Annotated in this window: 22 protein-coding genes; 11 read left to right on the forward strand and 11 right to left on the reverse strand. The window is 65.1% G+C overall.

All coding sequences use genetic code 11. From position 1 onward, the window contains the following. Window positions 1–51: 51 nt before the first annotated feature. Genes CH289_RS15395 through CH289_RS15405 form a run of 3 tightly spaced genes read left to right on the forward strand, consistent with a single transcriptional unit; the run spans window position 52 to window position 1,917 of the window. Entirely contained in the window at window positions 52–1,038 is a 987-nt protein-coding gene (locus tag CH289_RS15395; RefSeq protein ID WP_019665440.1) for an alpha/beta hydrolase, read from the forward strand. A gap of 26 nt (window positions 1,039–1,064) precedes the next feature. Further along, on the forward strand, window positions 1,065–1,430 hold the full coding sequence (locus CH289_RS15400; RefSeq protein WP_020112621.1) for a VOC family protein: 366 nt from the start codon (window positions 1,065–1,067) through the stop codon (window positions 1,428–1,430). A gap of 13 nt (window positions 1,431–1,443) precedes the next feature. Then, window positions 1,444–1,917: an SRPBCC family protein gene (locus CH289_RS15405; protein ID WP_027498958.1), complete on the forward strand. Its 474-nt coding sequence runs from the start codon at window positions 1,444–1,446 to the stop codon at window positions 1,915–1,917. On the opposite strand, the gene CH289_RS15410 is transcribed toward CH289_RS15405, so the two are convergent. The 4 genes from CH289_RS15410 to CH289_RS15425 form a co-directional block, all read right to left on the reverse strand. Continuing rightward, complete coding sequence (locus CH289_RS15410; RefSeq protein WP_020112619.1) at window positions 1,899–2,777, reverse strand: PE-PPE domain-containing protein; 879 nt, start codon at window positions 2,775–2,777, stop codon at window positions 1,899–1,901. The two genes, CH289_RS15405 and CH289_RS15410, sit on opposite strands and share 19 nt — an antisense overlap. Before the next feature lie 49 nt (window positions 2,778–2,826). Further along, window positions 2,827–4,134: a wax ester/triacylglycerol synthase domain-containing protein gene (locus tag CH289_RS15415; RefSeq protein WP_020112618.1), complete on the reverse strand. Its 1,308-nt coding sequence runs from the start codon at window positions 4,132–4,134 to the stop codon at window positions 2,827–2,829. A 52-nt stretch (window positions 4,135–4,186) separates the two neighbouring features. Next, on the reverse strand, window positions 4,187–4,966 hold the full coding sequence (locus tag CH289_RS15420; protein WP_019665435.1) for a hypothetical protein: 780 nt from the start codon (window positions 4,964–4,966) through the stop codon (window positions 4,187–4,189). A 130-nt stretch (window positions 4,967–5,096) separates the two neighbouring features. Then, window positions 5,097–5,675, reverse strand: coding sequence for a TerD family protein (locus tag CH289_RS15425; RefSeq protein ID WP_019665434.1), 579 nt, complete (start codon window positions 5,673–5,675; stop codon window positions 5,097–5,099). 135 nt (window positions 5,676–5,810) lie between these two features. Here CH289_RS15425 and CH289_RS15430 point away from each other — a divergent pair, with 135 nt between their 5' ends. After that, the gene (locus tag CH289_RS15430) at window positions 5,811–6,578 is read left to right on the forward strand and encodes a DUF1906 domain-containing protein (RefSeq protein WP_019665433.1); all 768 of its coding nucleotides are present in this window, start codon (window positions 5,811–5,813) and stop codon (window positions 6,576–6,578) included. 62 nt (window positions 6,579–6,640) lie between these two features. Here the strand turns inward: CH289_RS15430 and CH289_RS15435 are convergent, their stop codons facing one another. After that, window positions 6,641–7,870 (reverse strand): MFS transporter, encoded by a 1,230-nt coding sequence (locus CH289_RS15435; protein WP_020112617.1) that lies wholly within the window; start codon window positions 7,868–7,870, stop codon window positions 6,641–6,643. A 51-nt stretch (window positions 7,871–7,921) separates the two neighbouring features. Then, window positions 7,922–8,764 (reverse strand): Rv1157c family protein, encoded by an 843-nt coding sequence (locus tag CH289_RS15440; RefSeq protein ID WP_027498957.1) that lies wholly within the window; start codon window positions 8,762–8,764, stop codon window positions 7,922–7,924. A gap of 285 nt (window positions 8,765–9,049) precedes the next feature. Between CH289_RS15440 and CH289_RS15445 the strand changes: the two genes are divergently transcribed. Beyond that, complete coding sequence (locus CH289_RS15445) at window positions 9,050–10,294, forward strand: mannosyltransferase (protein ID WP_020112615.1); 1,245 nt, start codon at window positions 9,050–9,052, stop codon at window positions 10,292–10,294. Here the strand turns inward: CH289_RS15445 and CH289_RS15450 are convergent. After that, on the reverse strand, window positions 10,236–10,526 hold the full coding sequence (locus CH289_RS15450) for a 4a-hydroxytetrahydrobiopterin dehydratase (RefSeq protein WP_019665429.1): 291 nt from the start codon (window positions 10,524–10,526) through the stop codon (window positions 10,236–10,238). The genes CH289_RS15445 and CH289_RS15450 overlap by 59 nt on opposite strands. On the opposite strand from CH289_RS15450, the gene CH289_RS15455 reads away from it, so the two are divergent. Further along, on the forward strand, window positions 10,525–10,944 hold the full coding sequence (locus tag CH289_RS15455; RefSeq protein ID WP_020112614.1) for a (deoxy)nucleoside triphosphate pyrophosphohydrolase: 420 nt from the start codon (window positions 10,525–10,527) through the stop codon (window positions 10,942–10,944). The two genes, CH289_RS15450 and CH289_RS15455, sit on opposite strands and share 2 nt — an antisense overlap. Here CH289_RS15455 and CH289_RS28305 read toward each other — a convergent pair. Beyond that, entirely contained in the window at window positions 10,922–11,098 is a 177-nt protein-coding gene (locus CH289_RS28305; RefSeq protein ID WP_019665427.1) for a hypothetical protein, read from the reverse strand. The genes CH289_RS15455 and CH289_RS28305 overlap by 23 nt on opposite strands. Before the next feature lie 187 nt (window positions 11,099–11,285). Between CH289_RS28305 and typA the strand changes: the two genes are divergently transcribed. From typA to CH289_RS15480, 5 genes are all read left to right on the forward strand, one after another. Then, the gene (gene typA, locus CH289_RS15465) at window positions 11,286–13,223 is read left to right on the forward strand and encodes a translational GTPase TypA (protein WP_020112613.1); all 1,938 of its coding nucleotides are present in this window, start codon (window positions 11,286–11,288) and stop codon (window positions 13,221–13,223) included. A gap of 134 nt (window positions 13,224–13,357) precedes the next feature. Next, the gene (locus CH289_RS15470; RefSeq protein WP_019665424.1) at window positions 13,358–15,085 is read left to right on the forward strand and encodes an ABC transporter family substrate-binding protein; all 1,728 of its coding nucleotides are present in this window, start codon (window positions 13,358–13,360) and stop codon (window positions 15,083–15,085) included. Further along, window positions 15,061–15,966 (forward strand): N-acetyl-1-D-myo-inositol-2-amino-2-deoxy-alpha-D-glucopyranoside deacetylase, encoded by a 906-nt coding sequence (gene mshB / locus CH289_RS15475; protein WP_020112612.1) that lies wholly within the window; start codon window positions 15,061–15,063, stop codon window positions 15,964–15,966. Before CH289_RS15470 ends, mshB begins: the two co-directional genes overlap by 25 nt. 27 nt (window positions 15,967–15,993) lie before the next feature. Continuing rightward, complete coding sequence (locus CH289_RS28310) at window positions 15,994–16,152, forward strand: hypothetical protein (protein WP_019665422.1); 159 nt, start codon at window positions 15,994–15,996, stop codon at window positions 16,150–16,152. A 28-nt stretch (window positions 16,153–16,180) separates the two neighbouring features. Continuing rightward, window positions 16,181–16,633, forward strand: coding sequence for a hypothetical protein (locus CH289_RS15480; RefSeq protein ID WP_019665421.1), 453 nt, complete (start codon window positions 16,181–16,183; stop codon window positions 16,631–16,633). On the opposite strand, the gene CH289_RS15485 is transcribed toward CH289_RS15480, so the two are convergent. From CH289_RS15485 to CH289_RS15495, 3 genes are read right to left on the reverse strand one after another with little or no spacing between them, the layout of a single operon-like run. Continuing rightward, window positions 16,560–17,252 (reverse strand): uracil-DNA glycosylase, encoded by a 693-nt coding sequence (locus tag CH289_RS15485; protein ID WP_170947449.1) that lies wholly within the window; start codon window positions 17,250–17,252, stop codon window positions 16,560–16,562. The genes CH289_RS15480 and CH289_RS15485 overlap by 74 nt on opposite strands. Then, window positions 17,249–18,739, reverse strand: a complete 1,491-nt coding sequence (locus tag CH289_RS15490) for a PH domain-containing protein (protein ID WP_020112611.1) — start codon at window positions 18,737–18,739, stop codon at window positions 17,249–17,251. The genes CH289_RS15485 and CH289_RS15490 overlap by 4 nt, the downstream gene beginning before the upstream one ends. Next, a complete protein-coding gene (locus CH289_RS15495; protein ID WP_019665418.1) occupies window positions 18,736–19,224 on the reverse strand; it encodes a PH domain-containing protein in 489 nt (162 codons plus the stop codon). The genes CH289_RS15490 and CH289_RS15495 overlap by 4 nt, the downstream gene beginning before the upstream one ends. Between the last annotated feature and the right edge of the window lie 12 nt (window positions 19,225–19,236).

A 19,236-nucleotide genomic window follows, 5' to 3' on the forward strand; every position in this document is an offset into this window, starting at 1 on the left:
TGTTACCCTGCCTCCCGAAGGTCGTCGGATTCGGACGTTAGGGACTCGTTGATGTTTTCTCGTGCTCGTAGCTCGGTCGGCGTGCTCCGGGGGCTGCGCTCCCGCCTGCTGTTGGGTCTCGTCACCGTGCTGGTCGCTGCATTCGGCGCCACCTTCGTGGGGACGGGTGTTGCGCAGGCCGATTCCGCTCTGGTCTACGTCCACTCGGATGCAATGAACAAGGACATCCCCGTCAAGGTCCTGAAGGCTGCAGGTGAGGGTCCTGCTCCGACGATCTACCTGCTCGACGGCCTGCGCGCGCCGGACGACAACAACGGCTGGCTCATCGAGACCGACGTGGAGCAGTTCTTCGCCGACAAGCACGTCAACGTGGTCATCCCGTTCGGTGGCGGCGGAACGTTCTACACCGACTGGGAGCGCCCCGACCCCAAGCTGGGCGTCGTGAAATGGGAGACCTTCCTGACGCAGGAGCTGCCGCCGGTCATGTCCGCGCAGTTCGGCAGTGACGGCGTCAACAATGCAGTCGCCGGTCTGTCCATGAGCGGCACCTCCGCGCTGAACCTGGCCGCGAACCACCCCGACTTCTACAAGGCCGTTGCATCGTTCAGCGGCTACCCGACGGCCAGCAGCCCCGGCTACGCGCAGGGCATCCAGGTGTCGGTCGGCGAGATGGGCGGCAACGCGCGCAACATGTGGGGCGCATGGCCGTCGGCGTCGTGGCTCGCCAATGATCCGCTGCTCAACGTCGGCAAGCTCCGCAACACCAAGGTGTTCGTCTCGGCCGGTACCGGTTCGCCGTTGACCGACCCGACCGTCAACCCGGTCAGCGCCAGCTTCGACCCGGTCAAGTTCGCACAGATGGTTCCACTCGAGACTGCGTCGGGTCTGTCCAGTCGCGCCTACGTCGGAGCTCTCCGCGCAACCGGCAACAACCCGGAGGTGCGCATCACCGGAGTCGGAACGCACTGGTGGAACTTCTGGGAAGAGCACCTGAAGGACGCGTGGTTCACCACCTTCGCACCGTCCCTGGGACAGTAGGCATTCCCTCGTATTAGCGTGCACGCATGACTGCACCCAAGATCGAGGTCGACTACACCGTTCTGGACTGCCCGGACCCGGCTGCACTCGCCGGGTTCTACGCGAAGGTTCTCGGATGGAAGCCCACGAGTGACGACGGCGACTGGGTCGTGATTCAGGGACCGGGGGAACTTCGCCTCGCGTTCCAACGAGCCCCCGAGTTCACACCGATCGACTGGCCGTCCGACGGCATCAAGATCCACCTGGATTTCGTCGTCGACGACATGAAGGAAGCCGAGGACTACGTTCTCGAAATCGGCGCGACGAAGGTCGAGGGCAACGAGAACCACCCCGGCTTCGCCGTGTTCCGGGATCCTGTCGGCCATCTGTTCTGCCTGTGCCGCAGAGGGTGACTACTATTCGCGCATGAGTTCCTTCCTGGTACAACGCACTACGGTGGTCAACGCGTCGCCGGACAAGATCCACCCGTTGATCAACGACTTCCGTGAGTGGCGTACCTGGTCACCGTGGGAAGGCGCCGATCCTGATCTGTCACGGACCTACACGGGTCCGAGCAGTGGCGTCGGCGCCTCCTACGCCTGGTCCGGCAACCGCAAGGCAGGAGCGGGATCGATGACGATCACGGATTCGAAGCCGGGGCAGATCGTCGTCCTCGACCTGGTGTTCACCAAACCCTTCAAGGCGAAGAACGTCACCACGTTCACCATCGACCCGGGCGCGAACGGATCCGAGATCACCTGGTCCATGACCGGCGAGAACAACCTCTTCTTCACTCTTCTCGGGAAGATCTTCCCGATGGACAAGGTCGTGGGGAAGGACTTCGACAAGGGTCTGGCTCAGCTCAAAGCACGGGCGGAAGGTCAGGCGACCAGTTCGTGACTGCGGGGTGACCGATGATCGGCGTGCACCTGCAGCCACTGCGCGAGTAGCTGGCAGCCGGTGAGGCCGCTTCCGTCGACATCTGCGGCGTCGAGCGGTTCGGTCGCGTACGCGATGTGGCGGTCGCCCGACGGATTGGCCACCGACCAACGACGCCACGCCAGGGTCTTCGGAAGGTACCCCGAAAGTTCCCGCAGGGCGACGCGTACGCGTCGGGCATCCTTTCTCCATTGCCGCGGCGAGAAGCTGGTCTTCGACGCGTTCTGAAAACCGTTGGTGCGGATGAGATGCCACACCTGTCGAAGCCACAACCGGGTCGTGCGGAACGACATCCACCTCGTGAGATCGGCGATGTCGCGGATGTAGCTGTCCTCGCTGGCGTTGCAGATCATGTCGTGTGGGTGCCCGATCCACATCGTCTCGACCTCGGCCGGTACGTTCGGGCCGACGCCCGCGACTCCGCGACCGGTACAACCGTCGACGGCACCCGCGGGTTGCTGAGGATCGGAGATCAGCCCCGCTGCCGTCACCGTGGGCAGGTGGATCGCCCCGGAAGCCATCTGTCCCAGAACTTCGCGGATGACCGAGCAGCCCTGCGAGTAGCCGATCAGTGCGACCGGGCCTGGGGTCGCTTCGACGGCAGCGATGAGTCGGCGGACTCCCAGTGCGGTGCTGTGCCGATAGCTCAGCCCACCGACCGCGACGGGACCGTACGACGCCGGGTATCCCACCCATCGGCAGGCGAACCGATCGTCCAGCGCGCCGGTGACGTGGCCGAGCAGTCCCGTGACGAAAGTACGGTGGTCGTCCGGTCGGGACTCTCCGGTTCCACCTACGGCGAGAACGGTCAGCTGGGTCATGTCCTCGACTATGACGCGGCATTCTGTGAAATCTCTGGGAAGACGACCGCTACCGGGCGCAGCTCCGGCGAAGCGCGGTCGAGACCTCGTCGATCGCGCGGTCCAGGAACGAGCAGTAGACGTCGGGATCCGGCATCGCCGACGCCGCCGATGTCACGCTGACGGTCACGGCGTCGCCGATGCCGTGGACTCCGTGCGTGAGGCCCATGATCGGAGACAGCGCGGGGAAGCCGGCGGTGAAACGAACCGGTCCGCCACCGACCTCGAGGTCCGCGGCACCACGCGCGACGCTCGACAGGACCGTGTTTCCGGTGACCGTGTCCGGAACGGCGGTGGCGTCGAACTGGCGGACACCCCAGTGCAGCAGTACAGCTGGAACGGCTTCGGATGCGAGCGACTGAGCCTCGGCTGCGGGATGGGCTGCGCGGCGACGACGAGCCTGCAGTGACTCGGAGATGGCGTGCGCTCGGGCGGCGAGATCGGTGATGTCGGGGCGTAGGTCCACTCCGGCATTGCCGAAGTGGTTGCGCGCCCGGCGTTCACCGTGCTTGCCTAGTGTCGCCTCGGCACCGAGCTCGGGAGGTACCGGGTCTCCGTGGTGTGCGAGGTAGCGTTCCAGGGCGAGTGATATCGCGGTTGCGGCACCGACCGTGACGCTGATGCCCGGGGCGGTGAAGTCGCTGCGATCACGAACGAGGCATCGCACGGACGTGCGGCCCGCCGGTGCGACGTTGACTCGGATCCTGGGCCTACCCGGCGCAGAAGCGGGGACGGTTCCCGCGGCGGTGTCGGCTGCCAGTTGTCGTTCGAGATCGTATGCGCGAGTAGCTCTTCGGAAGAATTCGCGCGGGCCGATTCGGGTCCGGTCGGCGATGGGGGCCGGCGCGGACCGGTCGTCTCCGAAGAGTCTTCGGGCCAGGCTCGACGCGACACGGCCGTCGCCGAGCGCATGTGAGATCTGCAGTATCGCAACGAGTGCCGGGCCGTCGCACCGCGGAGCGCCGGTGACGCCACCGACAAGGTGCAGACGCCAGACGGATCGGTGGGGGTCGAGCTGATCGGTGAATGCCTCGGCAACGGTGTCGAGGCAGTCCCTCCACGTGCGGCCCGTCTCCCGGATGTGTACGAGGTCCGTTGTGTCGGGTGCCCGAAGAAGACTCGGATAGCGAAGCGAGAGTGGGAAATCGACGATCCGCATACCGAGGTCGCTGATCTGTTCCGCGCGGCGCAGCAGTTCTTCGCGGACGGACTCCGCAGGCGAGTCGGTGTCGAAGCAGTACAACAGAAATTGATCGTTGGGAATCTTCGCGGACATCCAGTACGTCTGGGCATCGGTGGGATGCAGACGAACGGTCACCTGCCGAGACCAGCTGCGGCAGGTGACCGGTGCGTGGACGACGTGAGAGACGTCAGGCTACGTTCACCAGCCCGACCGTCGGGAAGAAGAAGCAGCTCTTGTCGCTACCGTCGACTGCCTTGTGGTTCACGGTGCCGAAGACCGCGGCGAGTACGGTGCCGGCGCCGGTCTCGACCGGGACGGCCCGCGCGCCTGCAGCGGGCAGCACGGCGAGTGCGTCGGTCAGTGGTCCGCGAACCAATTCCTTGACGGCCGGGTTGACGTCGAGGTTGTCCAGAATCGACTGCACCAGAGTCGATGTCGCGCCGCCGAAGTCCGCGAAGCCGCCCTTCAGGGTGTTGACGTTGAACCACGCCACCTGCATGCCGCTCTTGTCGCCGGAATCGTCGACGATGCCTGCCGGAACGAATGCGAACAGTGTCTCTCCGGCCTCGGCCGCATTGAGTGCCGGCAGCGGGACGGGCGAGGGGATGGTCAGGTTGGGCCACGGGCCTGCGGCCCCGCCTGCCACACCGGGCACGATGCCGAGCGGTGCGCCGGGCGCGGCGGCGCAGTTGATTGCAGCCGTCGGGTAGAAGAACGGCGTGATGCCGACTTCAGTCAGAATGCCGTTCACCGTGTCGAGTGCAGCGAGCGGATTGGCGCCGGTCGGTTCGGCGACCTCCGTGCGAGTCGCCGCGATGGCGTCGGCAGCAGCCTGGGACACGGCATCGAGAGCTGCGGGTGCAGGCGACGCGGGGCCGGGATCGGCCGCCGCGGTCGCGGGAACCGCGAGTAGAGCCGCGCACGACAATGCGACGGTTCCCGCTAAACGGCTGAGGCGACGAGACATATGTGACTCCTGGGACTCATGAGGTTAAAGTTACGAATGGGGTGATAGGACCACAATTCTTACGAAGTTCTCAAGCCCAGGAGTTCACGGTTATGCAATTGCAACGTCCGCCTACGCGGAGTTCGGTGCGTCAGCTTGCGTTGATTCCGTAGTCACGCACAATGCCGGCGAGGCCGGAGGCATAACCCTGGCCGATAGCTCGGAACTTCCATTCCTGGCCGCGGCGGTAGAGCTCGCCGAACACCATCGCGGTCTCGGTGGAGGCGTCTTCGGTCAGGTCGAATCGCGCGAGTTCACGACCGTCGGCCCGGTCCACGACACGAATGAATGCATTGATGACCTGGCCGAAACTCTGCCCCAACGCGTCGGCGTCGTGGATGGATACCGGAAAGACGATGGAATCGATCTGCGGGGACAGTGCGACGAGGTCGATGTCGATCGACTCGTCGTCGCCCTCACCTTCACCGGTGCGGTTGTCGCCGGTGTGCTCGATGGCGCCGTCGGGGGAACGGAGATTGTTGTAGAAGACGAAGAACTGATCGCCCGCGGACTTCTTGTCCGCGCCGAGTCCGATGGCGCTGGCGTCGAGGTCGAAATCCCCGCCCGTCGTGCTGCGCACATCCCAGCCCAATCCGATGGTCACGGCAGTCAGGTTCGGGGCTTCCTTCGACAGCGATACGTTTCCGCCCTTGGCCAGGGTGACGCCCATTCACTTACTCCTTCATTCGTAGATGAATTGCCTGCTCTCCACAGTAGGTGGTGAAGAGAGGGGAGGGTGTGACTAGCGATGCTGGAGTGATTGTGGTGAAATACCGAAACCGAAAAAGTTATCAGGGCGGCCGGCGTGCGCGTCGGCGACACGCCGAGCGAAACTATCGATCTGGGGACTTACGTGCACGTATCGCGTCGAGACTTGTTCAAGTACGCCGCTGTGGGATCGGCGGCCGCCGTCGGTCTGGCCGCAGTGTCCACCCAGGCGGCACGCGCCGACGGGCTGGGGACGTTGATCGATTACTCGGGCGGGGTTCCGTCGCCGGAGTCCATCCGCGCTGCCGGGCACCTGGGCGCGATCAGATACGTGTCGGACCGTAGGCCGGGAGCCGAATGGATGCTCGGCAAGCCCATGAAGCGTGACGAGGCGGACGCCCTCACCGAGGCAGGCCTCGAAGTGGTGTCCAACTACCAGTTCGGCAAGGGCGAAACCTCGGACTGGAAGGGCGGATTCGCGGCCGGCGTCAAGCATGCGAAGCGCGGCCTCGAACTGCACCGAGCAGCAGGGGGACCGGAGAATCGCCCGATCTACGTCTCCATCGACGACAACCCCACCGCGGTGCAGTTCGCGACCCTGATCGCGCCGTACATCCTGGGCTGGGAATCGATCGTCGGCCCGGAGAACACCGGCATCTACGCCAATTCGCCCACGATCGAACTGGCGTCCATCGCCGGGCTCGGTCAGTGGTACTGGCAGCACAACTGGGGCACTCCGAAAGGATTCCGCCACCCGGCTGCGCATTTGCATCAGGTTCAGATCGACAAAGCGAAAATCGACGGAATCGGCATCGACCTGAATGTAATTCTGAAGCCCGATTACGGCCAGTGGTCGTTGGCCTGAACCGGAAAGAATTCCGCAATGAATCTCATCGATGTCATTTATTCGATCGCGGCGTATTTTTATCAGCTACTCTCGGATTCGCTCGGCTCCTGATTCGCTGTCGTTCTTCCGAACAGCAGAATCAACGACACGACGGCCAATGCTGCGACCGCCGCAGAGAACACGACACCTGCGGTGACCAGACCCCACGCCGTCGCTGCAGCACCTGCGCCGATGACGGGGACAGAAATGGCGATGTAGAGGACGACGAACAGCGTCGACGTCACCTCGGCGCGGCGGTCCGGGGGTAGTTCCTCGGTCACCGACGCCAATCCCTTGCTGAACGTGATGCCCTGACCGATGCCGCACACCACCGCGGCGACCAACAGTACGGGCAGGGATGCGGTGGCCAGAGCCAGGCACAGAGCGCCGACGCCGACGATCAGCGTGACGCACCCACCGCGTAGTGCGACGGTGGTGTCGAGACCGCGCAGGGCGATCTGCGCGGCCGCCGAGGACGCGAACGTCACGAAGACGACGGCGCCGACGACGGCGTGGTTCTGCACTCCCAGAATCTGCGTGACGAAGCCGGGGGAGACGCCCGTGAACAGCCCGAGAACGGCGAAGCCGGCGAACCCACCGATCGATGCCCGGACGAACGTGGCCCGGACCGGGCCGGGCACGGACAACCTCTGCATGTGCGGACGCGCTCCGGGCAGCACGGTCACCGGCTCCGGAGTCAGGAACACGGCGACGCCTGCGACCGCCAGCAGGACGAGGTTCACGACGAACGTCAGCTGCGTCGGCTCGGGGAGGTACTCGACCAGCAGTCCCGCCACGAGCGGTCCGAGCCCGAGTCCGCCGATGTTCGCTGCCGTGGCTATCGCGGGAGCCCGGGACTTCCACGTCGAGGCGCTCGAACCTGCAGGCCTCGGACGTGGATCGGGAGCCAGTTCCACCAGGGTGACCGTGGCCGTGCCGACGAAGATGCCCGCGGACAGGCCGGACAGGACACGTCCGACGAGAAGGGCAGCGAGGGACCCGGCGAAGACGAACACCAGTGCGCTGGCGATGCCGAGCGCAATGCCTGCAAGCAGGAGCGGGCGCCTACCCAGCGAATCGGACCAACGTCCGAACGCCAGGAGGGCGGCGAGGACGCCGAGCGCGTACGCCGCGAAGATCACGGTCACGACGAACACCGAGAACCCGAACTCGGCCTGGTACAGCGAGTACACCGGGGTGGGCATCGTCGTGCCCATCATCGCGATCGTGAACGCGTAGGTGATCGCTACGAATGCAACAGGTTTGCTCACCAGCAAACCTTAGTGGGCAATGCCGGCCAGGGAACGACCAGGCTCGGTCGATCAGGGAACGAACACGGTCCCGATGGTCGGCAGGAATCCGCACGTGCGTGCCGGAGCGGCCGGATCTTCCTTGGACTGCGTCGTGATGGAACCCGAGACGACGGCGAGCACGCGGCCGGGGCCGGTGTCGGCGATAGCCGAGACGGTGGCCGGTCCGTCCGGGTTGATGTTCGATGCCCCGGTGAGTTCCGTGGTGCCTGTTCGACGGTTGTCGAGGTTGAGCCACGTGACCGTCAGCGGAGCTTCCTGGACCTGCGCGATGGGCGCGGTGCCGAGCGCGGTGAAGACGAAACCTGCCTGGCCGGCGGGCGGACCGGGAGGGGGCAGCGTTGCCGGGCCGGGTACTGCGAGTGCTGTGCCGACCGAGTCCGCGCTGTCGGAGATGCATCCCTTACCGATGGTGGGGTACAGGAACTGCGCGATGACCGGACCGTCCGCGGGAGGAAGCTCCGGGCCACCGCCGCCGGAACCGTCGAGGAACGTGATGACCCGCTCGAGGGTGGACTTGACCTGATCCGGCAGAGCCGAGTTCTCGAGGAGCGCGCGCGCCTGGGCGAGAAGATCCGCCTGAGGTGCGGCGGCGACATCCGTCGGACCGGCTGCAGCGCCGAGAATGGCCGGCGCGAACGAGGCGAGAGCTTCGATCTGTGCGTAATCGGGAAGCGGCTGATCCGGAGTAGGGAGGAAGAAGGGAGGTACCTGCGTCCCGGGAGTCGGGGACTCGGGAGCGGTGGGGGCCTGCAGTGCAGGTTCGGCCGATGCGGTGGCCGGCACTGCCAGCGCGGCAGCGATTGTCACAGCCACTGCGGTGACGGTCCTGCGCGTTACCCCGTTACGAAGCACTTGATTTCCCCATCCTCATCGAAAGCGGGCCGTGGAACTGTTGCTGGCTCGAGGGGTCACTCTATGTATACGGCCCATCGTTGTACAGCCGATGCCGATGCCAGACTGCCACCGTAGATTAGCCTGTTACAGAAGTGAATAGTGTTACTGGTGATGAAACTGTTATTTGTGACAACCCAACACGAGGCCGCGGAATTGTTGTGAACGGCTGTTTCGGAACCGGATCCGGCGGCCTATAGGCTCAGGCGTCAATCGCGGTCGAATCGAACGGGAGCAGTTACTTCAGTGAACCCCCCGCCCCGTCTGTCGCTCCTCCGGCTCGCACCTCTCCTGCTGGCTGTGTCGGTGATCGCGCGTCTCGTCTGGGCGTTCGCAACCGAGAACGGCATGAACCTCGTCGACCTGCACGTCTACGTCGACGGATCCGCGGCGCTGCTGCGGGACGACCTCTACGACTTCACGTATTCCGAAGAGACTCCGGACTTTCCGCTTCCGTTCACGTATCCGCCGTTCGCGGCACTCGTGTTCTTCCCGCTGCACTACCTGCCCTTCACGTTCGTCGGCGTGTGCTGGCAGCTCGCGACGATGGCCGCACTGTGCCTGCTGATCAAGCTCGCACTCGAGATGATCCTCGGCGACGACGCGGCAACCGTGCGACCCGCCATGGCGTGGACCGCGCTGGCTCTGTGGACCGAACCGGTACGCACCACGCTCGACTACGGGCAGGTCAACGTCTTCCTCGCCCTGGGGGCCGTGCTCGCGGTACGCAGCTCCAGATGGTGGGTCGCAGGCGGCATCGTCGGTTTCGTCGCCGGCATCAAGCTGACGCCCGCGATCACCGGACTGTTCTTCCTCGCAACCCGACGATGGAAGGCCGCTGCATTCTCGGCCGTCGCGTTCGGGGCGACTGTCGCCGTCAGTTACGCGGTCCTCGGACACCAGGCGGGCACGTACTTCACGACTCTGCTGGGCGACGCCGACCGCATCGGTCCCGTCGGATCGGTGTGGAACCAGTCGCTCCGAGGGGCGATGAGCCGCATCGCGGGATACGACGTCGAATCGTCCGTCGCCTGGATCGCCGGCGTACTGGTGATCGCTGCCCTCGCGGTCGCTGCGTGGCGGGCGCTGCCCCCCGGTGACCTCCTCGGCACGCTGATCATCGTCCAACTGCTCGGGCTCGCCGTCTCGCCCATCTCCTGGTCCCATCACTGGGTCTGGGTCATGCCGATGCTCGTGTGGTTGCTGCACGGCCCCGACCGCCGACGAATCGGAACCCGCATCGTCGCCGGATACTGGCTGCTCACGACGCTCGTCGGAGTGCCGTGGATACTCAGCTTCTTTCAGGAATCGATCTGGCTGGTCTCCCGGCCCGGAGTGCTCGCCTGGTTCGGTGCCGTCGACATCGTCGGAATCGTGCTTGTCTACGGCTGGGTCGTCTACCTCGGTCGAGATCGCCTGCGCGAGCAGTTGCTCAGTCTTCGGGCAGCAAGGCGTCGATCCGATGCGCCAGATCCACATCCTTCTGCGTGAGCCCGCCCGCCGAATGCGTCGACAGAGCGAACGTCAGCTTGCGCCATCGAATGTCGATGTCCGGGTGATGGTCGGCGGCCTCCGCGGCAGCCGCCACACTGGAGACGAACTCGATCGCGGACGGGAAGGTCGGAAGTTCGACGGTGCGGACGATCGACGAGTCCACCCGTCGCCACTGGGGGAGGGCGCGAAGGGCGTCGTCGACATCGGAATCGGAGAGTAGGTCGTCCATGACTGACGATGGTGGCACGAAGAAGCGTCTCGTGGTGGCAGGAGCGATCGTCTCCGACGGATTGTTGCTGCTCGCGCAGCGCTCGCGGCCCGCCGAACTCGCCGGCCTGTGGGAGCTTCCCGGCGGGAAAGTGGAGCCGGGCGAAACCCCCGAGGCGGCGTTGGCGCGCGAGCTGCGTGAGGAACTGGGCGTCGAGACCGCCGTAGGCGATGCGTTGACCGGTGATGTCGGTCTGGCCGAAGGCCGTGTGCTCCGCGCCTACCGCGTCGAGTTGATCTCCGGTAACCCGGTACCGCTCGATCACTCCGCGCTTCGCTGGGTGGATGCGTCGGCGCTGTCCACAATGGACCTCGTCGACGCCGATCGCGCCTGGGTCCCCGAATTGAGTGCCTTTCTCAGGCAGCCCGGGCCTTCTTGAGGCCCTTCTTCAAGTCCTTGCCGGTGGCGCCAGCATCTTCGAGTTTCTTCATACGCATGATGACGACGGGGCACTTCAAGCACCGTGTTTTCTTGCGGCAACACTTCTTCTTGGGCTTCAGACCCGAGATGTCCTTGGCCTTGACCTTGCCCATTTTGGTGGCTCCGCTTTGCTCGACTCGAAGGTGAATTCCTACCCAACAGTACTGCGTGGTGCAGGTCACCCTGTGCGAGCGGGTAAACTCGATCGGTCGCGAGAACCTCGCGGTGCAGCGCGCTTCTCTAGCGACATAAGCCCGCTAGCGAACAAGAGCCCGCATTCGACCCAGGAGAATTTTTCGCGTGAGCGCCCCAAGCAGTGCAGACAACATCGACAGCACCACAACCTTCCGCAACGTAGCCATCGTTGCACACGTCGACCACGGCAAGACCACGCTGGTCGACGCCATGCTGCGGCAGTCGGGAGCGTTCGAGGAACGCGCCGAACTCGTGGACCGAGTCATGGACTCCGGTGACCTCGAGAAGGAAAAAGGCATCACCATCCTGGCGAAGAACACCGCCGTTCACCGCCACAACCCGGACGGCACCATCACCGTCATCAACGTCATCGACACCCCCGGCCACGCCGACTTCGGTGGAGAGGTCGAACGCGGCCTCTCGATGGTCGACGGCGTCGTCCTGCTCGTCGACGCGTCCGAAGGCCCATTGCCGCAGACGCGCTTCGTGCTCCGCAAGGCGCTCGCCGCGTCGCTGCCCGTCATCCTGGTCGTGAACAAGACCGACCGTCCCGACGCGCGCATCGAAGAGGTCGTCTCCGAGAGCCACGACCTGCTGCTGGATCTGGCGTCGGACCTCGACGACGAAGCGTCCGAGGCAGCCGAGCTCGCCCTCGACCTTCCCGTTCTGTACGCCTCCGGCCGTGAGGGCAAGGCATCGAAGGTGCAGCCCGAGAACGGCAGCGCACCGGACGCCGAGAACCTCGACGAACTGTTCGACGTCCTCCTCAACTACGTTCCCGCGCCCAAGGGCAACGTCGACGCGCCGCTCCAGGCGCACGTCACCAACCTCGACGCGTCGGCCTTCCTCGGCCGCCTCGCGCTCGTCCGTATCCACAACGGCACGCTCAGCAAGGGCCAGACCGTCAGCTGGATGCGTGAAGTCGACGGCGAGCCCGTCGTCCAGAAGACCAAGGTCACCGAGCTGCTCAACACCATCGGTGTCGAGCGCGTCCCCGGCGAGAAGGGTGTCGCGGGCGACATCGTCGCTGTGGCCGGTTTCCCGGACATCATGATCGGTGACACCCTGGCCGACCTGGAAAACCCGGTCGCCCTGCCCCGCATCACTGTCGACCAGCCGGCCATCTCGGTCACCATCGGCACCAACACGAGCCCGCTCGTGGGACGCGTCAGCGGCCACAAGCTCACCGCTCGCATGGTCAAGAGCCGTCTGGATTCCGAGCTCGTCGGCAACGTCTCGCTCAAGGTCCTCGACATCGGTCGTCCCGACGCCTGGGAGGTGCAGGGTCGTGGTGAGCTCGCCCTCGCCATCCTCGTCGAGCAGATGCGCCGCGAAGGCTTCGAACTGACCGTCGGCAAGCCCCAGGTGGTCACCCGCCAGGTCGACGGCAAGATCCACGAGCCCTTCGAGGAGCTCACCATCGACACCCCCGAGGAATTCCTCGGCAGCGTCACCCAGCTCCTCGCGGCACGCAAGGGCAAGATGGTGCAGATGACGAACCACGGCGCAGGCTGGGTTCGGATGGAGTTCATCGTCCCGTCGCGAGGCCTGATCGGTTTCCGCACCGACTTCCTCACCGACACCCGCGGCACCGGTATCGCCAACGCCGTCTTCCACGGCTACGCACCGTGGGCAGGCGAGATCCGTGCACGCCACACCGGCTCGCTCGTCTCGGACCGCAGCGGAAGCGTCACCCCGTTCGCCATGATTCAGCTGGCCGACCGCGGAACGTTCTTCGTCGAGCCCGGCGCGGACACCTACGAGGGCATGGTCGTGGGTATCAACCCGCGTCAGGAAGACCTCGACATCAACGTGACCCGCGAGAAGAAGCTGACCAACATGCGTCAGTCCTCCGCCGACGTCATGGAGACCCTGGCCAAGCCGAAGAAGCTGGACCTGGAAATGGCCATGGAGTTCTGTGCAGGCGACGAGTGCGTCGAGGTGACCCCCGAGGTCGTTCGCGTCCGCAAGGTGCACCTCGACTCCAACGAGCGCGCTCGCGAGCGTTCGCGTAGCAAGTCCCGCGACAAGGCTGCTCTGTAATCAGCCTGTTTCGGTAAATTCTGGGCTGATGTCTCAGGTTCGAGCGTGGTGACCCTGCAGAGGGCCACCACGCTCGTGACAGGAGTGGAGCTCGAGGAGTGGACAGGTGCTGTGACGACGAAGGAGCGGCCATAGTGCGGCGGACGAAGAGTGGCATTGCAGTCGCAGCCATTGCACTGGCGTTGGCAGCCTGCACGGCCAATCCGCCGCCTCCCGTCGAGAGCGAACCCACTCCCGAGACCACGACGACCACTCCGGCGCCGACCGAAACCGGCGATCGGGTGGTCGTGGCCATCGACGACGTGGGGATCGGTTTCAATCCCCACCTGCTCTCGGATCAGTCGCCGGCCAATTCTGCTGTCAGTTCCCTCGTCCTACCGAGCCCCTTTCGTCCGATCGCCGATCCGAACGATCCGGCGAGCACCGTCTGGGCTCTGGATTCGACTGTCCTCGTGTCGGCCGAGGTGACGTCGCAGAACCCGTTCACGGTCAGATACCAGCTGCGCAACGACGCACAGTGGTCCGACAGTGCGCCGATCGCCGCCGAGGACTTCAGATACCTGTGGCAGCAGATGATCTCGCAGCCAGGCGTCGTCGATCCCGCTGGATACGCGCTGATCGAGGACGTCGCCTCGTCCGGTGGAGGCAAGACCGTCGACGTCACCCTGTCTCAGCCGTACCCGAACTGGCAGCGACTGTTCACCGACCTGCTGCCGAGTCATCTGCTCAAGGACTCGCCCGGCGGCTTCGAGACCGGCCTCAGCGACAACGTTCCCGTCTCCGGCAGTCAGTTCAACATCAAGTCCATCGACCGTGGGCGCGACGAAATCCTGCTCGAGCGCAACGACCGCTATTGGGGTGAGCCCGCCCTGCCGTTCCAGATTCTGCTTCGCCGGGGCGGAACTCCAGCTCAGCTCGCGGATTCGCTGCGTTCGGGCGACGCACAGGCTGCGCAGGTCCGAGCAGGAACGGCTACGGAAGCGCAACTGTCGGCAATCCCCGGTATTCGCACCGGCATTCGGTTCCAACCCCGCGTTCTGGATCTGACGCTGAACGGGCGCACGCCCGTGCTGGCCGACCCGGTCGTGCGGCGAGGGATGCTGGGTCTGCTCGACTCCTCGCTGTTGTCCACCGTCGCAGCAGGATCCGGATCTGCCGATCATCCTGCCCGTGCGCATCTGACCTCTCCGTCGGACACGCGCTACGACGCCACCGCGCCGGCTCCGATCTCTCGCGAGGCCGCGGTGACGCTGCTGGAACAGGCCGGGTACGTTCCCTTGGCCGACGGGTCTCTCGGAAAAGCCGGTGTGCCTCTCGATTTCGTGATCGGTGCCGTGGAGAACGACACGGTGTCGATCGCCGTCGCGAACACCGCGGCGGACCAGCTGTCCGGCGCAGGAATCAAGGCAACGGTCACTGCGCTGCCCGCGGAGGAGTTGTACAGCACCGCTCTGACCGACAGCGAGGTCGACGCGATCGTCGGGTGGTCCGCGGCCGGAGTGGATCCGGCAACCGTCATGGCGTCTCGATTCGGTTGCCCGGCAACGCAGACCGACGCGCCCGCGCAAGTGGAGACCGAGGGCGACGACGCGCCTCTGCCGTCACCGAGCAATCTGTCCGGGCTGTGTGTGCCGGAGCTCGAAGGCTCGGTGGACCGCGCGCTTCGAGGGGAACTACCGGTCGACCGCCTCGTCGCCGAAGCCGAGCCGAAGCTCTGGGAGTTGGCCGCGGTGCTCCCGATCATGCAGGATTCTTCCGTCGTCGCAGCGGGCACCGGCGTGGAAGGTGCGTCGTTGACCGGTCCCATCGAAACGGGGATCTTCGGCGACGCATCGAAATGGGTGAGGACACCGACCAAGTGAAACTGCTACTCGTTCACGCACATCCGGACGACGAGACCATCACCACCGGAGGCACCATCGCGCGTTACGCGCGAGCAGGCGTGGAAGTGACGGTCCTGACGTGCTCGCTCGGCGAGGAGGGCGAGGTCATCGGAGACACGTGGGCACACCTCGTGGTCGACGAAGCGAACCAGCTCGGTGGATACCGCATCCTCGAATTGGACAGGGCGCTGGCAGTTCTCGGTGCACAGCCTCCGAGATTCCTCGGTGGAGCAGGGAAGTACCGCGACTCGGGAATGGCCGGAACGGCGGCGGCGGCCAATCCGCGGGCGTTCGTCAACGCGAATCGAGACGAGGCGCTCGAAGCGATGCTGTCGGTGGTACGCAGTGTGCAGCCGGACGTGATCGTCGGCTACGACCCGGAGGGCGGCTACGGTCACCCGGATCACCAGCAGGTGCATTCTCTGGTGACGGAAGCGTTCGACCTGGCGGGAACGGACCACTATCCGGACGCGGGTGCGCCCTGCACGCCGAGGAAGTTCTACTGGACCGTCACCGGCGAGAAGCAGCTGCACGACGGTATCGACGCGATCGGCGAGGTGCCCGACGGTTGGAGGATGCCGGAGGACGGTGAACTCCCCTCGGTTCCGGAGAGTGTCGTGACGACGTCGATCGATGTGCGTGAGGTCTTCGACCTCAAGCGTGATGCCCTGCGTGCCCACGCCACTCAGGTGACCGTGGCGCCGTCGGGTGTCGAGTACGCGCTGTCCAACAACATCGTGCAACCCATCCTCGCCGACGAGCAGTACGTGCTGGTCCGCGGCGAGCCGGCGGACCTCGATTCGTCGGGTAGGGAAACGGATCTGTTCGCCGGCGTACTAGGATATGGCGTGAATCACTAATTTGATTGCATCTGGGGTGGGTCACACATGTACAACTGGATCGTGCAGGACGCCATAGTCGCGTTCGTCAACTCGCTCATGCCGGACTTTCCGCGGCAGGAAATGCTCTACCAGCAGGGACTGACCGATATCGCGTCGGCGCTGAGCAACCTACTGACCTCGTTGGGATACCCGCCGGTCTCCTGATCGATCTCGATACGTCAGTATTGGACGCATGATCTCGAAGGCCGCATCCAATGCTGTCGTCCTCGTGTCGAGGGCAACTCTCGCAGTACTGATCTTCGACGGTTTTCTGTGCGGCGTTCTGTCGATCCTGTTTCTTCCCACCTACCTCGGCTCGGTGCCGTTCCCGGTGAGTGCGCTCCTTGCCGGGGCTGCGAACGTTGCGTTGCTGTTCGCGGCCCGCAAGGTCGCCGAGGAACCGGTTGCCGTCGCGTCGCCGCTGATCGCGTGGTTCGTGGCCGTCCTGCTGTGCATGTTCGGTGGCCCCGGCGGAGACGTCCTGCTCCTGGCGGACTGGCGCACGGCGGTACTGCTTCTCGGCGGACTCGTTCCACCGGGTGTCCTGCTGTTCAGCTGGAGGCTGCAACGCCTCACAGCAGCCCCGCATGCTCACCCGCATCCCGGAGCACATTCTCGATCATCGTCGGGGTCAGCCTCCCGGTGAACGTGTTCTGCTGGCTGACGTGGTAGCTGCCGAACAAGCGGACGCCGTCGAGTTGGACGTGCACGCCGTGCCCGAACTTCGGCCGCGGTCGCGGGACTTCCCACCCGTTTCGTTCGAGCATCGGCAACAGTGATTGCCAGCCGAAGCCGCCGAGGACGACGATCGATCGCAGTGTCGGCTTCAGCAGGCGCAGTTCGATATCGAGCCACTTCTGGCACCGGTCACGCTCGGTGACCGTCGGCTTGTTGTCCGGGGGAGCACAGTGCACGGGAGCCGTGATCCGTACACCTCGTAGCTCGAGGCCGTCACCGATATGGGTCGACGTGGGCTGGTTGGCCAGCCCGACGGCGTGCAGCGCCGCATAGAGAAAATCTCCGCTTCGGTCGCCGGTGAACATGCGCCCGGTGCGATTGGCTCCGTGAGCTGCGGGCGCGAGCCCGACTATCAGAACGCGTGCATCCGCCGGCCCGAATCCAGGGACCGCTCTGCCCCAGTAGGTTTCGTCGCGGAACGCCGCCCGCTTCTCGACGGCCACCTTTTCACGCCAGTTCACCAGGCGTCGGCAGGCCCTGCACTGCGATACCGCCGCGTCGAGCTGAGGAATGTCTCGTGGGGTCATCGAGCCCACTTGTCACCGGCTCCCGGAGTCACCGCCTCGACGAGTGACCACGCCTGGTCGACGGGTACGTCGAGGATTTCGTAGTGCCCGACACCTGCGGGAGTCGCGGCGACGATGGTCGCGACCCCGGCGCGGCGCTGGAAGAAGCTCTGGCGCACGGTCCACCCGATGATTCCTGCAGCCTCGAGGCTGTGGCGCTTGCGATCCAGCGAACCGTGCTGCGTGATCAGCCAACCCGGTAGAACGGCGTGGCCGAGACCCCGACAGCGGTCCCAGGCAACCAGGAGTGCGCCGACGAACAGAACGGCCAGTGCGGCCCAGACGAGGATGGGGATCGGTGCACCTGCATACTCCGCGACGCCGACGCCTGCTGCGACGACGGCGACAGGTAGCACCGCCCGTGTGTAACGCCGACGCTGTGCAGCCGGGCCGTGCACCACCAAAGGTTTTCTGGCGTCCCCGTGAAGTCCCGCGTCACCGAGGACGACGGTCATCATTCGTCTGGCTTCGACAGCGGGAGCCTGGGGGAGCAGCAGTGACGACTCCTTCTTCTCCGCACTGACACCGGTCATGATGGCGTCGAGCTTCGCGCCTTTCGCGACCCGCAGCAGCAGCGGCTCGGACAGTGACGTCCCGCGCAGACGTTTACGGTCCAGTGTCGTCGACCGGGTCCTCAGCAGTCCGTGTGCGACGTGCAGTCGAGTGCCGTCGTCGGTGACCGTCAGGTTGCCGTACGCGATCAGGTAGCGGACGCAGGCGAACACGCTCGCTATCGCCAGCAGGACGAGGAGTCCGACCACGATCACCACTGCGATCCCGAATCGCTCGGCGGAGTCGATGCTGTCGGTGACGACCGAGGACTCGGTGATCGTTTCCGCGAATCCGTACTGGAACAGGACACCGATCGCTGCGGCGATGGTGACGACGCCGGTGAACGAGAACGGTGCATAGCGCACCCACGACGTCCGCCAGTGCGCGATCTCGTTCTCTGCCGGTGGCGCTTCGTTCGGAGAGTCCGGTCGTCTCGTGACTCGCTCGAGCAGCTCTTCGCGCAGGGCAGGTACGACCTTCGAGTCGAGTGCGTTCAGCTCGAACTTCTCACCCTTGCCCGCCTGCTGACCCGTGCCGATGCGCAGGATCGACAGACCGAGCACGCGGTGGAGCACACCGGCCTCGATGTCCACGGACCGAATGCGGCTGCGCGGCACCGACAGGAGCTTCTTCTGAAAAACGCCGGTACGCAGCTGCACGTGCACCGGGCCGATTCGGTAACTCGTGGTGAACCAGCGCAGAATCGCGAACACGACGACCACCGCGACGATGATCAAGCCCCACAGATGATTGCCGCTCTGACTACCGACGATGAACGACACCAGCAGGACCGGCAGAACCTTCACTGCCTCGTTGACCGGATGCACCAGCAGCATCCGCTTGTCGAGCCGCAACCACGGTTGCTGCTCTTCCTCGGCGAGAAGTTCGTTGCTCATGTGGCGTCGCCCAACGTCCGTCCCGCGATGTCGGTCAGCTGTGCGACGGTCTTGTCTGCAACCTCCTTGTCGAGGGCCGTGATCTTGACAGCACCCGCGGAGGACGCCGTCGTCACCGTCACCGTGGACAACCCGAGCAGGCGATCGATCGGACCACGCTCGGTGTCCACTGTCTGCACCCGGCTGATCGGGGCGACACGTCGCTCCTGGTTGAACCACCCCGTGCGGGTGTAGACCGCGGTGTCGCTGATCTCCCAGCGGTGCACTCGATACCGCCAGATCGGCGTCACCACGATGTCCAGTACCGCGAGCACAACCGACACCCCGAACACCGTGACGTGCGGCCACGTCGTCCACGTATCAACGACCACCGCCCACACGACCTGTGCGACGAACACCGGAATCCAGATCAACGTCGCATTGATCGCCCACAACTGCTTGGCACGGGGACTCGGACGCCACGCCGGGTCGGTCATCGTGATCATGCCTACAGACCC

Source organism: Rhodococcus sp. RS1C4, assembly GCF_002258225.1.
GTDB lineage: Bacteria > Actinomycetota > Actinomycetes > Mycobacteriales > Mycobacteriaceae > Rhodococcoides > Rhodococcoides fascians_E.